9 protein-coding genes are annotated in these 14,989 nt (G+C 64.0%); all 9 read left to right on the forward strand.

All coding sequences use genetic code 11. The annotated features are described in order from the left end of the window. The first annotated feature begins 158 nt into the window (after positions 1 to 158). From bcsQ to AC07VG_RS04370, 9 genes are read left to right on the forward strand one after another with little or no spacing between them, the layout of a single operon-like run. Entirely contained in the window at positions 159 to 1,244 is a 1,086-nt protein-coding gene (gene bcsQ, locus AC07VG_RS04330; protein WP_495020549.1) for a cellulose biosynthesis protein BcsQ, read from the forward strand. Beyond that, entirely contained in the window at positions 1,241 to 3,502 is a 2,262-nt protein-coding gene (bcsA, locus tag AC07VG_RS04335; protein ID WP_495000675.1) for a UDP-forming cellulose synthase catalytic subunit, read from the forward strand. The genes bcsQ and bcsA overlap by 4 nt, the downstream gene beginning before the upstream one ends. Next, positions 3,499 to 5,805: a cellulose biosynthesis cyclic di-GMP-binding regulatory protein BcsB gene (gene bcsB, locus AC07VG_RS04340; RefSeq protein ID WP_495000676.1), complete on the forward strand. Its 2,307-nt coding sequence runs from the start codon at positions 3,499 to 3,501 to the stop codon at positions 5,803 to 5,805. The genes bcsA and bcsB overlap by 4 nt, the downstream gene beginning before the upstream one ends. Beyond that, on the forward strand, positions 5,802 to 6,983 hold the full coding sequence (gene bcsZ, locus AC07VG_RS04345) for a cellulose synthase complex periplasmic endoglucanase BcsZ (RefSeq protein WP_495000677.1): 1,182 nt from the start codon (positions 5,802 to 5,804) through the stop codon (positions 6,981 to 6,983). The genes bcsB and bcsZ overlap by 4 nt, the downstream gene beginning before the upstream one ends. Beyond that, entirely contained in the window at positions 6,965 to 10,870 is a 3,906-nt protein-coding gene (locus tag AC07VG_RS04350) for a cellulose biosynthesis protein BcsC (RefSeq protein WP_495020550.1), read from the forward strand. The genes bcsZ and AC07VG_RS04350 overlap by 19 nt, the downstream gene beginning before the upstream one ends. Positions 10,871 to 10,889: 19 nt before the next feature. Further along, positions 10,890 to 11,576: an SGNH/GDSL hydrolase family protein gene (locus tag AC07VG_RS04355; RefSeq protein ID WP_495000679.1), complete on the forward strand. Its 687-nt coding sequence runs from the start codon at positions 10,890 to 10,892 to the stop codon at positions 11,574 to 11,576. Further along, positions 11,573 to 12,250 carry a cell division protein FtsQ gene (locus tag AC07VG_RS04360; protein ID WP_495020551.1) on the forward strand — a complete coding sequence of 226 codons (678 nt, stop codon included), beginning with the start codon at positions 11,573 to 11,575 and terminating at the stop codon, positions 12,248 to 12,250. Before AC07VG_RS04355 ends, AC07VG_RS04360 begins: the two co-directional genes overlap by 4 nt. A gap of 19 nt (positions 12,251 to 12,269) precedes the next feature. Further along, entirely contained in the window at positions 12,270 to 13,685 is a 1,416-nt protein-coding gene (locus AC07VG_RS04365; RefSeq protein WP_495000681.1) for an MBOAT family O-acyltransferase, read from the forward strand. After that, entirely contained in the window at positions 13,685 to 14,830 is a 1,146-nt protein-coding gene (locus AC07VG_RS04370) for an alginate O-acetyltransferase AlgX-related protein (RefSeq protein ID WP_495020552.1), read from the forward strand. The genes AC07VG_RS04365 and AC07VG_RS04370 overlap by 1 nt, the downstream gene beginning before the upstream one ends. The last annotated feature ends 159 nt before the right edge of the window (positions 14,831 to 14,989 follow it).

A 14,989-nucleotide genomic window follows, 5' to 3' on the forward strand; every position in this document is an offset into this window, starting at 1 on the left:
GATGAAAATCTATTGGACAACAAAATAATGACGCTATCAAATTGATAGCGCTTGGGGAGAGAGCAATCCGGGAATTAACGGGCAATGGAATGTACAGCTAGACGTGTGCTTGTCCCCTTACATTTGAGTTGAACCTACTTGTACGAAGGGATGCCTGCATGCACCGTTCAGATGACATTGCGAATCTGTTCAATCGATTTGGGGGGAGTGTCGAGAGCTACCGGGAAATCGAACCCAGCTATGACTACTGCGAAGACACGCCGCCACCAGTCCCCGAAGTTCCGGCACCACAGCCGGTGACTGTCAGCCTCGCCCCTCAACCAACTGAACCCTTGAGTGTCATCCCCTCGTCCTCCATGGCGCACGTAGGCTCCACGCCGTTGAGCCGGCTGCTGGTAGAGATCGAACAACAGCGCGGTGGTGTGTCTACCGTGCAGCCTGTTGGGCAGGCGACGCCCAAGCTCAAGGCCAAGGTCATTGTGGTGGTTTCGGCCAAGGGGGGAGTGGGCAAGAGCACCCTGGCCGCTGCCTTGGCCTGTGCGATCAAACGTTCCAGCGGGCGCACGCTCGCGCTCGACCTGGATCCGCAAAACGCCTTGTGCCTGCACCTGGGAGGCAGTGAGGACTGGCCGGGTATCGCCCGCTCCGACAGCGCCGACGAAGATTGGCAGCCGCTGATCCGCAAAGGCTTTGCCTGTAGCCGTTGCCTGGCCTATGGCGTGGTCGGCGAACCGCTGCGTCGGAGCCTGGAACAGCGCCTGGAAAACGATTGTCTCTGGCTGGCCCGCCAGCTGGCGCGCCTGGCCCTGGATGAGCAGGACACGCTGGTCATCGACACCCCGCCAGGAGCATCGGTCTACCTGGCCCAGGCGCTGGAAATCGCCGATGTGGTGCTGGGCGTGACCCTCGCCGATGCGGCGGCCTACACCAGTCTCAATCAGTTGGACCGGCTGCTCGCTCCCTACCTGCAACGGGAAAACCCCGCGCAATACAAAGTCGTGATCAACCAGTTGGACACGTCCCGCCAGTTCAGCCTCGATTTGTGCGAAGTGCTGAAAAAAAGAACAGGAAATCAGCTGTTGGGGGTGATCCGCCAGGATCACTTCATCAGCGAAGCCTTGGCGTACGACCGTAATCCGCTGGCGCATACCCCAAGCACCCGAGGCTGCCAGGACGTCCTCGACCTCACAAGTTCGCTGTGCGAACTGCTCACGTACGGTACGCAAGAGTCTTCTTTGTCATGACCCGCGATCCAAACCTCACGCCTCATCTCCCGGGGCGCTCGGAACTGCGCCTCAACGCCTGGCTGGAACGCTTCAACCAATGGCCGGGGGCGCTGCGCAAGGCACTGATCCTGGGCATTTCGCTGATCGGCGGGCTGTTGCTGCTCAGCATCGTCAGCGCACCGCTGGACCTTTACAGCCAGTGCCTGTTCGCCGCGCTGTGCTTCGGCCTGGCCTTGCTGGTCAAGCGCATGCCAGGGCGTTTGCCAATTCTGTTGCTGATCGTGCTCTCGCTGGTCGCCTCGTTGCGCTACATGTACTGGCGCCTGACCGAGACCCTCGGTTTCGAAGGCTGGCTGGATATCGCCTTCGGCTATGGCCTGGTGCTGGCGGAGATCTACGCCCTGGTGGTGCTGGTTTTCGGTTATGTGCAGACCGCCTGGCCCCTGCGCCGGCGGCCGGTGCTGCTCACTGGCGACCCCAGCGAGTGGCCGACGGTGGATGTGTTCATCCCCACCTACAACGAAGCCTTGAGTATCGTGAAGCTGAGCATCTTCGCCGCCCAGGCGATGGACTGGCCCAAGGACAAGCTGCGGGTGCATGTGCTGGACGATGGTCGCCGCGACGAGTTCCGGCGCTTTTGCCAGAGCATTGGCGTCAACTACATCACCCGTGACGACAACGCCCACGCCAAGGCCGGGAACCTCAATGCCGCCCTCAAGGTGACCGATGGCGAGTACATCGCCATGTTCGACGCCGACCATGTGCCGACCCGCTCCTTCCTGCAGATCGGCATGGGCTGGTTCCTCAAGGACCCTCGGCTGGCGATGTTGCAAACACCGCACTTCTTCTTTTCCCCGGACCCGTTCGAGAAGAACCTCAAGACCTTCCGTGCCGTGCCCAACGAAGGCGAGTTGTTCTACGGGCTGGTACAAGATGGCAACGACCTGTGGAACGCCACCTTCTTCTGCGGCTCCTGCGCCATCCTGCGGCGCCAGCCATTGGAAGAAATCGGCGGCGTGGCGATTGAAACCGTCACCGAGGACGCCCACACCGCCCTCAAGCTCAACCGCGCCGGCTACAACACCGCGTACCTGGCGATTCCCCAGGCCGCCGGCCTGGCCACCGAAAGCCTGTCACGGCATATCAGCCAGCGCATCCGCTGGGCCCGGGGCATGGCGCAGATCTTCCGCCTGGACAACCCGCTGATGGGCAAGGGGCTCAAACTCGGCCAGCGGATTTGCTATGCCAATGCCATGCTGCACTTCTTCTACGGTTTGCCGCGTCTGGTATTCCTCACTGCGCCCCTGGCGTACCTGATCTTCGGTGCGGAGATCTTCCACGCCTCGGCGCTGATGATCACCGCCTATGTGCTGCCGCACCTGTTCCACTCGAACCTGACCAACTCCTGCATCCAGGGGCGGTTCCGGCATTCGTTCTGGAACGAGGTCTACGAGACGGTGCTGGCCTGGTACATCATGCCACCGGTGTTGATGGCACTGATCAAGCCCAGCTTTGGCGGTTTCAACGTCACCGACAAGGGCGGGATCATCGACCAGCAGTTCTTCGACTGGAAGTTGGCCCGGCCCTATATCGTCCTGCTGGTGCTGAACCTCACCGGGTTGGGCTTTGCTGTCCACCAATGGATCTGGGGCGATCCGGCCACCGCGATCACCGTGCTGATCAACGCCCTCTGGACGCTCTACAACCTGATCATCACCAGCGCCGCCGTGGCGGTGGCCAGTGAGTCGCGGCAGATCCGCGCCGAACCACGGGTGAGCGCCGAGTTGCCGGTCAAGGTCGAATTGCCCGACGGTACCCCGGTGTATGGCGTGACCCAGGATTTCTCTCAGCGCGGACTGGGCATCAAGTTGCCGGCGGGCACCACGGTCACAGCCGGTGAGCGGGTACGGGTGACGCTGTTCCGCAACGCCGCGACCTGCGAGTTCGACACCACGGTGGTGTTCAGCAAGGGTCAGTACCTGGGCGCGCTGTTCGATCCGTTGACCCTGCGCCAGCAAAGCGAGCTGGTGCGCATGACCTTCTCCCGCGCCGACACCTGGGCCACCAGTTGGGGCAGCGGCAAGCTCGATACGCCGCTGTCGGCCCTGCGCGAGGTCAGTGCCATTGGCCTGATCGGCCTGGGCACGCTGCTCAAGGCGTTGTTGTTGCCCGCACGTCGGCGTCCTACCGATCAACAGGCGGCTGTCCGCCCGGCCCCACCGGCTAGAAAAAACGCATCTTTGAAACCGCTCGCATCTCTTATGGATAAGTCATGACCCACACACCGTTGACCCGCCGCGCCCTGCGCAGTACTCGTCGTCCTCTCATGCTCCTGGCTTCGTCGGCACTGTGCCTGGGAGGCCTGGTCCATAACACCTGGGCCGAGAGCGCCGCAGCGGTGCCCGTGGTGCCGGCCAGTGTCGCGCCACAGCTGCCGGCCGACAGCTACAGCCACAGCCTGACCCTCAAGCAACTGGGGCGCGTGGACACGATGAACCTGCAGGGTGTGGAAGCGACCGACAGCGTCAGCTTCAACATCCGCGCCGACGAGGTGGTCAACAGCGCGCAATTGTTGCTGCGCTACAGCTACTCGCCGGCGTTGCTCGCCGACCTGTCGCAGATCAACGTGCTGGTCAACGATGAAGTGGCCGCCAGCCTGGCGCTGCCCAAGGACGGTGCCGGCAAGCCGCAAGAGCAGGTGGTGACTATCCCGGCGCACCTGATCACCGAGTTCAACCGTCTGCGCCTGCAATTTATCGGGCACTACACCATGCAGTGCGAGGACCCACAGCACAGCAGCCTGTGGGCCAAGATCAACAACAGCTCGGAGCTTGAGCTCAATGTGTCGCCGATCCCGCTCAAGGACGACCTGTCGATCCTGCCGCTGCCATTTTTCGATCGTCGCGACTCGCTTCCCCTGAATCTGCCGTTCGTGTTTGCCAAGACGCCGGACCACGCCGCCCTGGAAGGGGCCGGTGCGTTGTCATCGTGGTTGGGGGCTCTGGCGGCTTATCGCGGCGCCAGCTTCACCAGCAAGGTCGGGCAACTGCCGGACAAGGGCAACGCCATTGTCCTGGTCGAGAGCAAGGACGCCGTGCAGCTGGGTGGGCTGGCCATCCCAGCGCCGAAGGGCCCGACGGTCACCCTGGTGAGCCACCCCGGCGATCCCCACGGCAAGCTCCTGATCGTCGCCGGTCGCGATGCCGCCGAACTCAAACTCGCGGCCTCGGCCGTGGCCCTCGGCAGCAAGGCGCTGGTGGGTAACAGCGTGGTCATCGATCATCTTGATTCGTTGAGCCCGCGCAAGCCTTACGACGCGCCCAACTGGCTGCCATCCGACCGGCCGGTCAAGCTTGGCGAACTGCTCGATCCCAAGCTGCTCAGCGTCTCCGGCTACAACCCGGGCTCCATCACCGTACCGTTGCGCTTGCCACCGGACATGTTCAACTGGCGCGAGGAAGGCGTGCGGCTGGACCTGAAGTACCGCTACACCCCACAGCAGGAATCGAGCAATTCCTCCTTGCTGGTGAGCCTGAACAACACCTTCATGAAGTCGATGCCCCTGCCTTCGATGAAGAGCCTGGGTGGTGGCGAAAGCCTGCTGAGCCTGCTGCAGAAGGATGAAAGCCTGCCTCGCGAAGCCGTCGTGCGCATCCCCCTGGGTTCCGCGGGCGCGCAGTCGCAATTGCAGTTGCGGTTTATGTTCGACTACATCAAGCAGGGCGAATGCCGCGACATCATCATCGACAACATGCGCGGCCTGGTCGACCCGGATTCGACCCTCGACCTGACCGGCTACAACCACTACATCGCCTTGCCGAACCTGGGCGTGTTCAACGACAGCGGCTTCCCGTTCACCCGCCTGGCCGACCTCTCGCAGAGCGCCGTGGTACTGCCCGACGACAGCGGGCCGGCGGAGTGGGGCGCCTACCTGACCGTGCTCGGTCGTTTCGGTGACTCCACCGGCTACCCGGCTACGGCGGTGCAGGTGGTGAGTGCCGCGGATGTGCAGTCGGTCAGTGACAAGGACCTGCTGGTGCTGGCCTCGGGCGACAACCAGCCGTTGCTCAAACAGTGGATCGACCGTTTGCCGGCCGCTGTCTCGGGCGACAACCATCGTTTCTCGTTGTCCGACCTGACCCTGCGCGTGCGCCAGTGGATCAGCCCGGATCCGGCGGCCAACCAGCGCAAGCCGACCTTGACCGTGAGCTATACCGGCCCCCGCAGCAGCACCTACCTGGCCGGTTTCGAATCGCCGCTCAAGCCCGGTCGCAGCGTGGTGGTGATTGCCAGCGGCAGGCCCGAAGGGCTGGCCGAGGCCACGGCCGCGATGATCGGCGGCGACGGCTACAAGGGCAGCCTGCAGGGCAGCCTGGCGGTGGTGCAGGGCACCGAGCTGACTTCACTGGTGGCCGACGAGCAGTATTACGTCGGTGAGCTGAACCTGTTCAAGCGCGTGCAATGGTTGCTGTCGCAGAACATGCACTGGATGCTGTTGGTGACCGTGCTGGGACTGTTGCTGGTGGCCAGCCTGTTGTTCCTGTTCCTGCGTGCCCGCGCGAAGAAGCGTCTGTCATGATCCGGCGTCGACTGTTGTTGTCCCTCGCGCTGCTGCTGCCGCTGGCCGCGCAGGCTGAGTCCTGCTCGTTGCAGAACTGGCCACTGTGGAAAAACTACGCCGAGCGTTTCGTGCAGAAGGACGGACGCATGCTCGGCTCGAGCATGGACCCCAACCAGAGCAGTTCCGAAGGCCAGGCCTACGGCATGTTCTTCGCCCTGGTCGGCAATGATCCGCAGACCTTCGACGCGCTGTGGCGCTGGACCCGCGACAATATGGCCGGGGCCAATATCACGCAGAATCTGCCCGGCTGGCTGTGGGGCCCGACCAGCGGCGGCAGCTGGGGTGTGATCGACAGCAACTCGGCCAGCGATGCCGACCTCTGGATCGCCTATGCGCTGCTGGAGGCCGATCGCCTGTGGCACAAACCCGAGTACCGCAGCGATGCCCAGCGGATGCTGAACAACCTGGACAAGACCCTGGTGCGCAACATCCCGGGCCTGGGCAAGATGCTCTTGCCGGGCCCGGTCGGCTATGAGCACCCGGATCAGCTCTGGCGTTTCAACGCCAGCTATACGCCGATCCCGCTGCTGCGGCGCTTCAGCCAGGAGAGCCCGTCCGGGGCCTGGAAGGAGGTCGCCGAAAGCACCGCGAAGATGATCGCCGACAAGAACCTGAACCGCTTCGGCTTCGTCCCCGACTGGGTTGGTTACCGCGGCACGGACGTCAACAAAGGCATGTTCGTGGTCGACAAATTCACCTCGGCCCAAGGCAGCTACGACGCCATCCGTACGTACCTGTGGGCCGGCCTGACTTCGCCCGCCGACCCGCTGGCCAAGCCGATCCTCGACAACCTCGACGGCATGGCCCAGTCCGTCGCCTCCACCGGCGTGCCGCCGGAAAAGGTCCAGGTGGTCACGGGTGTCACCGAGGGCATTGGCCCTTACGGTTTCTCCGCGTCCCTGGTGCCCTACCTGCGGGCCAAGGGCCTGCCGTTGCTGGCCGACCAGCAGCAGCGGATCGTCGACGAGGCGATCGCGCACTACAGCAACCCCGCCGATCCAGCCTACAGCCAGCACCAGTATTACCACGTGGTGTTGAGCCTGTTCTCACTGGGCTGGACTGAAAAACGTTATCAGTTCAACAAGGACGGTACCTTGAAAGTGTCCTGGGAGGCTCCATGCGCCAGCAAACCCTAGCCCTGGCGGTGTGTGCCGCGCTGGCCGCGATGCCCGGCCTGGCCGCCGAGATCGGCAACCCGCAGTCGCTGCTGATCCAGCAGGGCTACTACTGGCAGGCCAAGGAGCATCCGGACCGGGCTGCCGAAGCCTGGAGCAAGCTGTTGGGCCTGTCTCCCGAGCAACCCGACGCGCTCTATGGCCTGGGCCTGATCGACCTGCAACAAAAACGCCTGGACGGTGCCCGCCGCTACCTGGCGCGCTTGCAGGCGATCAAGCCGCTGCCACGCCTGGCCTTGCAGTTGGAGCAGGACATCGCCCTGAGCCCGGACGACAAGCAGCAACTGCTGGAAAAGGCCCGCGAACTGAGCGACGCCGACGAGCGCGACAAGGCGGTGGTGGTGTATCGGCAACTGCTCGACGGACATCAGCCGCAAGGCTTGATTGCCCGTGAGTACTACAACACCCTGGGTTTTGCCACCGGCGGCTGGCCCGAGGCCCGCACGGGGCTGGAACGGTTGCGCCGGGAGCGTCCCGACGACGCGATCCTCGACCTGTTCCTGGCCCTGCACCTGGCACGTAACCCCGACAGTCGCCCGGAAGGCATCCGCGCCCTGGCACGCCTGTCGCACAACCCGGACATCGGCGGCAACGCCGACGAAACCTGGCGTTTCGCCTTGCAGTGGCTGGGTCCACCCTCCCGCGATCAGGTGTCGTTGTTCCAGCAGTATTTGCAGGCCCACCCGGACGATAGCGAGATCCGTGCGCTGATGAACAAGGGGCTCGCCCAGGGCCGCGGCGGTGCCGGCTGGCAGCGCGACCCGCAGGTGGCCCGTGGTCTCAAGGCCCTCGATGGCGGTGACATCGCCGGCGCCGAACAGGCCTTGCAGGCGCGTCTCAAGGAGCGCCCCAACGATTACGATGCCCTTGGCGGCATGGGCATCGTGCGTCAGCAACAGAAGCGTCTGGGCGAGGCCGAAGCCTACCTGGTGCAAGCCACCCGCCTGCCGGGCGGCGCACAGTGGAATGCCGCTCTCGACGACGTGCGTTACTGGATCCTGCTGGACCAGGCCGGCGATGCCCAGCGCAGTGGTCGGCAGACCCAGGCCCGAGCCCTGATCGAACAGGCGATTGCCAAGAATCCGGCTGAACCGGCCGGCCCCACGGCCCTGGCCAACTGGCAGGCCCAGGCCGGGCAACTGGACGCCGCCGAAGCCGGCTACCGCCAGGTGCTGGCGCGCACGACGAACTACCCGGAGGCTCTCTCCGGATTGATCAATGTGCTGTCGCGGGCGGGTAAATCCGATGAGGCGTTGCGCCTGATCGATGGCCTGTCGGCGGCGGACCAGGCGCGTCTGGCGCCCACGGTGAAAATCCGCGCCTTGCGCGCCATCCAGGTGGCCAAGCTGGCCGAACGTCGCGGCGATCTGATGGCGGCGCAAAAGGCCTACAAGGAAGCCCTGGCCGATGACCCGAAAAACCCCTGGAGCCGCTTCGCCCTGGCCCGCGTCTACCTGCGCGACGGCCAGACCCAGGTGGCTCGCGATCTGATCGACGAACTGCTCAAGCAGCAACCCGACCAGCCCGACGCGCTCTACACCAGCACCTTGCTCTCGGCTGAGCTGGGTGAGTGGAGCAAGGCCCAGCGCACCCTGTCGCGGATTCCAGCGGCCAAGCGCAGCAGCGACATGAATGAGATGGAGCTGGATATCCGCCTGCATATCCAGACCGAGTTGGCGGTGGACGTGGCTCGCCGTGGCCAGCGCCAGGAAGCCTGGGCCCTGTTGTCACGCTGCGAACCGCTGGCCGGGCAGAAGCCCGAGCGTGTCGCCGTGTTGGCGACCGCCTATGCCGAAGCCGGTAACCCGCAGCAGGGCGTGAGCCTGATGCGCCAGGTGCTCGACCGCTTGCCATCGACCCCCGACCTGCAATTGCTCTATGCCGGGGTGCTGCTCAAGGCCGACCAGGATGCCCAGGCCAGCGAGATCCTGCGGGACCTGCAGGGCAAGCCGATGAACGAGACCGCCAGCAAGCGCTATGAAGACCTGTTGTTCCTCTACCGGGTCAAGCAGGCCGATGAGTTGCGGGAAAAGAACGACCTGGTGGCGGCTTTCGACATGCTCTCGCCGGCCCTCAAGCAACGGCCCAACGACAGCCAGGCGGTGTCGTCGCTGGCGCGCATGTATGCCGCCAGCGGCAATACGCAAAAGGCCCGGGAGCTCTATGAGCCGCTGATCAAGGCCGACCCGGGCAATGCCAAATTGCAGCTGGGCCTGGCCGATATTGCCCTGCAAGGACGGGACTTCGGCCTGGCCGAGCAATCGGTGAAAAAGGCCCTTGAACTGGAGCCCGGGGTACCGCAAACCCTGACCGCTTCCGCACGGATCTATCGTGGCATGGGCAAGACCGGCGAGGCCGGCAAGCTGCTGCGCAAGGCTATCGAGATCGAAGACAGCCAGCGCCAGGAAATCTATATGGCGTCGGCCTCGCAGGCCTCGACGCCGTCGGCCAATCCCTTTGTCGGTTTGCCCGGTCAACGCCAGCAGGTGACGGCCCTGGCATCGTCGAACCTGGTCCCGCCGCCGATCAATGCCCCTGTCGTGGGCCTGGGCTCAGGCCTGGGGACCGGCGATGGCGAGGTGGTGCCGACAGCCGTCGAACGCAGGACCGGCGTCGCGGCCGGGGCGAATGCCGCGGCCAATCCGTTCGGCAATGTCTACGCCCGCGAAGGCACCTCGCGCCCGGCGTTGAGCCCGGCGCAGCTTGCTTTGAATGAGATCGTCGAAGACCGCACCGGCTATGTCGTCCAGGGGTTGACCGTGCGCAGCAACAATGGCGAAAAAGGCCTGAGCAAGCTGACGGACGTCGAAACCCCTTTCGAAGTCAGCGTGCCGGTGGGTGACAACAGCGCCAGCATGGCACTACAGATCACCCCGGTGTCGTTGTCCGCTGGCAGCCCGAGCGATCCTGCCCAGGCGCGTTTCGGTGCCAGCGGCCTGGACCCGGTCGGTTCACAGACCGCCAACGGTGTCGGCGTGGCCGTGGCCTACCGGGACAAGGAGCAAGGCCTCAAGGCGGACCTCGGCGTCAGCCCGCTGGGCTTCCTCTACAGCACGCCGATTGGCGGTGTCAGCCTCAATCAGCCATTCGCTGGCAATTCCGACTACCGCTACGGTGTGAGTGTGTCGCGCCGGGCGGTCACCGACAGCGTGACCTCCTTTGCCGGCTCCCGCGATCCGCGCACCGGTGACAAGTGGGGCGGCGTCACGGCCAACGGCGTACGTGGTGAACTGAGCTACGACGACCAGCAGGTTGGCGCCTATGGCTATGGTTCGGCGCACGTGCTGTTGGGCAACAACGTCGAGTCGAACAACCGCTTCGAACTGGGCAGCGGTATCTACTGGTACCTGCGCAACGCCCCCGACAGCATCCTCACCCTGGGCCTGAGCGGTTCGGCGCTGACCTATGCGAACAACCAGGACTTCTACACCGTGGGCCACGGCGGATATTTCAGCCCGCAAAGCTTCTTCTCCCTGGGTGTGCCGATCAGTTGGTCACAACGCACCGAACGTTTCACCTACCGGATCAAAGGCTCGGTGGGCGTCCAGCATATCGGCCAGGACAGTGCCGAAGTCTTCCCTGGCAACAGTGATCTGCAACCACGGGCCACGGCCGCTGGGCTCACGGGCTACGACAGCACGAGTAAAACCGGTGTCGGCTACAGCTTAAATGCGGCCGGCGAATACAAGTTCGGCTCGAGCGTCTTCCTCGGTGGCACGCTGGGCGTGGACAACGCCAGCGATTACCGACAGCTCAGCGGCGGTGTGTACCTGCGCTACACCTTCGAGGATATGACCGGGCCGATGGCCCTGCCGGTCAGTCCTTTCGGCTCCCCTTATTCGAATTGATGCAACGAGGAATTGATCCATGGCTTCTTCCGTACTGGCTGGTTTGACCTTGCTCGTGATTGGCGAAAGCCACATGAGTTTCCCCGATTCGCTGATGAACCCGCTCTACGACAACCTGACTCAGCAAGGTGCCCAGGTTCACGCCATCGGTGCCTGCGGCGCCAACCCGGCGGATTGGGTTACGCCCAAGCTGAAACTCGATTGTGGCGCGACTCGCGAACCGGGTGAAAAGATCAAGGTAATGAGTCGCGGGACCCTGGACACGCAGCCGATCAAGGAGGTGATCGCCAAGGACAAACCGGACCTGGTGGTGCTGATCATGGGCGACACCATGGCCTCCTATAAGACCACACCGTTTCCCAAGGTCTGGGCCTACCAGAGCGTCACCGCGCTGACCAGGCAGATCGCCGACAGCGGTGCCAAGTGCGTGTGGGTCGGCCCGGCATGGGGCAAGGCCAACGGCAGCAACACCAACGAAAACCAGTACGGCAAGAACCAGGTCCGGACCCAGCTGGTGGCGGGCACCCTGGCCAATATGGTCGCGCCGTGCACCTATATCGACTCGACGAAGTTCTCCAAGCCCGGCGAGTGGACCACCTCCGACGGCCAGCACTTCACCATCGCCGGCTACAAATCCTGGGCGGCGGCCATCGGTAAATCATTGAACGAACTGCCCGCCGCGGCCGTGAAAGGAGCTGCACAGTGAAACGGATTTTCAATGCGCTGGGTACCCTGGCCGGCCTGGCCCTGAGTGCCAGCGCGTTCAGCGGACCGATTGCCCTGTATCCCACCGGCCCGTCCCAGGACTCGGCCTACCTGCGTTTCGTCAACGCGGTCGAGACGCCCCTGGAGCTGAGGCCCGAAGGGGCGAGCAGCAGCCTGAAGCTGGAACAGGGCCAGGCGGTCAGCGGCTTTATCCCGGTGTCTGGCGGCCAACCGATCAAGGGCACCCTGAGCCGCGACGGCAAAAGCGTACCGTTGGACGTGAAGGTCAACGCCGGCGATTTCGCCACGGTGTTCGCCCTGGCGGATGCGCAGCGAGGCATCCGCCCAGTGGTGCTCAGCGAGGCCTTCGATATCCCCAACCAGCTCAAGGCATCGCTGGCGTTCTTCGATGCCGACCCGAGCTGCGGCGATGCGCGGGTCAACCTGGCCGGACGTGATGTCGACCTGTTCCAGAAGGCGCCCACCGGCAACCCCCGACGCCAGGAACTGAACCCACGGGCTTCGTTGGCGGTGCAGTTGGTCTGCGCCGGCCACCCGGTGGGTGCGGCGGTCGAGCTCGGCGCATTGGAGGCGAACAAGCGCTACAGTTTGTTATTACTGCCTTCGTCGACGGGGCCGCGCCTGATTACCGCCACGGATAGCTTGTCCAACTGAATCGGAAGCGCCCGTTGCCATGGTCTTCGCCTCGCTTGAATTCCTGACACTGTTCCTGCCAGCGTTTCTGCTGGTCTATGCGCTGGCCCGACCGGGCTGGCGCAACGTCATCCTGCTGATCGGCAGTTGGCTGTTCTATGGCTGGCTGAGCCCGCTGTTCCTGTTCCTGCACATGGTGCTGACCCTGCTGGCCTGGGTCGGCGGCCTGCTGGTGGACCGCTCGCGGGAGGATTCGCGAGGGCGGATACGGCTGTTGATCGCCCTGATCGTGATCAACACCGCGGTGCTCTGCTGGTACAAGTACGCGAACATCCTCGCCGCGACCTGGAACCAGTTGATCACCTATTACGGCGCCATGCCCATGGCCTGGCAGCGGGTGGCCTTGCCGGCGGGGTTGTCGTTTATCGTCCTCCAGGCGATTTCCTACCTGGTGGATGTGCACCGGCATGTGGTGCCGGTGGAGCGCAGCTTTATCAACTATGCCACCTACATCTCCATGTTCGGCCACAGCATTGCCGGCCCCATCATTCGCTATGACTGGGTCCGTCGGGAACTGAACCAGCGCTATTTCAACTGGCTGAATTTCTCCCTGGGGGCGCGCCGGTTCATGATCGGTCTGTGCATGAAAGTGCTGGTGGCCGACACCTTGTCGCCGCTGGTGGATGTGGCTTTCCACCTGGACAACCCGTCCTTTGTCGATGCCTGGATCGGTTGCCTGGCGTATTCGCTGCAACTGTTCTTCGACTTCGCCGGCTACAGCTCCATGGCCATCGGCCTGGGACTGATGCTGGGCTTTCACTTCCCGGAAAACTTCAACCGCCCGTACCTGGCCTACAGCATCCAGGACTTCTGGCGGCGCTGGCACCTGTCGTTGTCCAGTTGGTTGCGCGACTACCTGTACATCGCCCTGGGCGGCAATCGCAAAGGCGTGTGGAAGACCTATCGCAACCTGTTCCTGACCATGGCCATTGCCGGACTCTGGCATGGCGGCGACAGCTGGAACTACCTGCTCTGGGGCTCGGCCCATGGCGTGGCGTTGTGCGTCGACCGCGCCTGGTCGCGCTCCAGCCTGCCGGGGTTGCCGCTCTGGGCCTGCCATGTCGCTACGCTGTTGTTCGTGTGCCTGGCCTGGACCTTGTTCCGTTCGCCGGATTTCGCCACGGCCCTGAGCATGTATGGCGGCCAGTTCGGTCAGCACGGCTTTGCCCTCGGCGATGCCCTGGCCGTGACCCTGCGCCCGGTACACGGATTGGCGGCGTTGTTGGGGCTGGCGTGCATTCTCGCGCCACTGTTGCAGCCCCGTGTGGAAAGACGTTTCGCAGGCCACGAGTTGTTCATGTTGTCTGCGGCCCTTTGGCCCGTGTTCGGGTTCATGCTGTCGTTCGCTCTGATCGCCAGTCGTGAAGCCGTGCCCTTTCTGTACTTTCAATTCTGATGAACCAGCCAACGCAATCCCCGTCCGTTGCCCCGACGCCGCCCAGCGCGCTGGCCATGCGCGCCAGTCCCCTGGCGGGCGTGATATTCACCCTGTTCCTGGCGCTGGGGGCCTTGTCCTGCGTCTGGTTGATGATCAAGGGTTCGATCGAGTTCGTGCCCAAGGTGGTGACGCCGGATATCCTCCTGCATGGCGAGATCACTCACCGTTTCGCCAAGACGCTGTCGGATGCGCCGCTGCCGAAACAGGCGGCTGATCTTGAGCGCGGCGGCAGCTGGTTGATCGACGGCGACCTCGGGCCACGGGTGCGCGAGGGCTGCTCGGGCTGGTTGTTCCTGAGTGACGAGCTGCGCCTGAACCGCAACGCGGCGGCCAATGCCCAGGCCAAGGCACAGGCGGTGCTCGACTTGCGCCAGGCGTTGAACAAGCGCGGTATTGAATTACTGGTGGCGGTGGTGCCGGACAAGAGCCGAATCGCGGCCACGCAACTCTGTTCGCTCAGGCGCCCGGCTGCATTCCAGCCACGGATTGCCGCGTGGTTGAGCGGGCTGCAAGGCGCGGGCGTGGCGGCGGTGGATCTGACGCCGAACTTGCAGGCACTGGGCGAGGGCGCTTTCCTGCGCACCGATACCCACTGGAGCGAGGCCGGGGCCAGGGCGGCGGCGGGGCGGATTGCCGAGGCGGTCGCTGTCTTGAAATTCACGGTGACGCCGCACAAGACCTACGAGTTGAGTACCCAGCCTGATGCGATACGCCCGGGTGACCTGGTGCGGCTGGCGGGGATCGACTGGTTGCCGCTGGCGTTGCAGCCCAAGGCCGAGAGCGTGGCGCCGACGCAGGTCAAGGAGCGAGCTGATGCTGCGACGGGCGAGAACCTTGATGATCTGTTTGGTGACGACAATCTGCCGAACACGGCGTTGATCGGCACGTCGTTCTCGCGCAACTCGAATTTTGTCGGTTTTCTGGAGGCCGCGGTGGGCGCGCCAGTGGGCAATTTCGCCAAGGATGGCGGCGAGTTTTCCGGGGCGGCGAAAGCCTACTTCGACAGCCCGGCGTTCAAGCAGACGCCGCCGAAGTTGCTGATCTGGGAAATTCCGGAACGGGACCTGCAGACGCCGTATGACGGGAATGTGCGATTGCCTTGAGCTGGATAGGGCGGCGGTCTGCTGGACCGTGTCGCCTGCATCGCGAGCAATCGAGCGTCGACCGGCTGCTCCTACAGTTTTGTGTCGTGGCGTGGTTTTGTGAACGACAGGGTCCTTGTAGGAGCCGGCTTGCCGGCGATGGCGTCCGTATGAACGGTG

Source organism: Pseudomonas sp. GW821-FHT03C07, assembly GCF_059420925.1.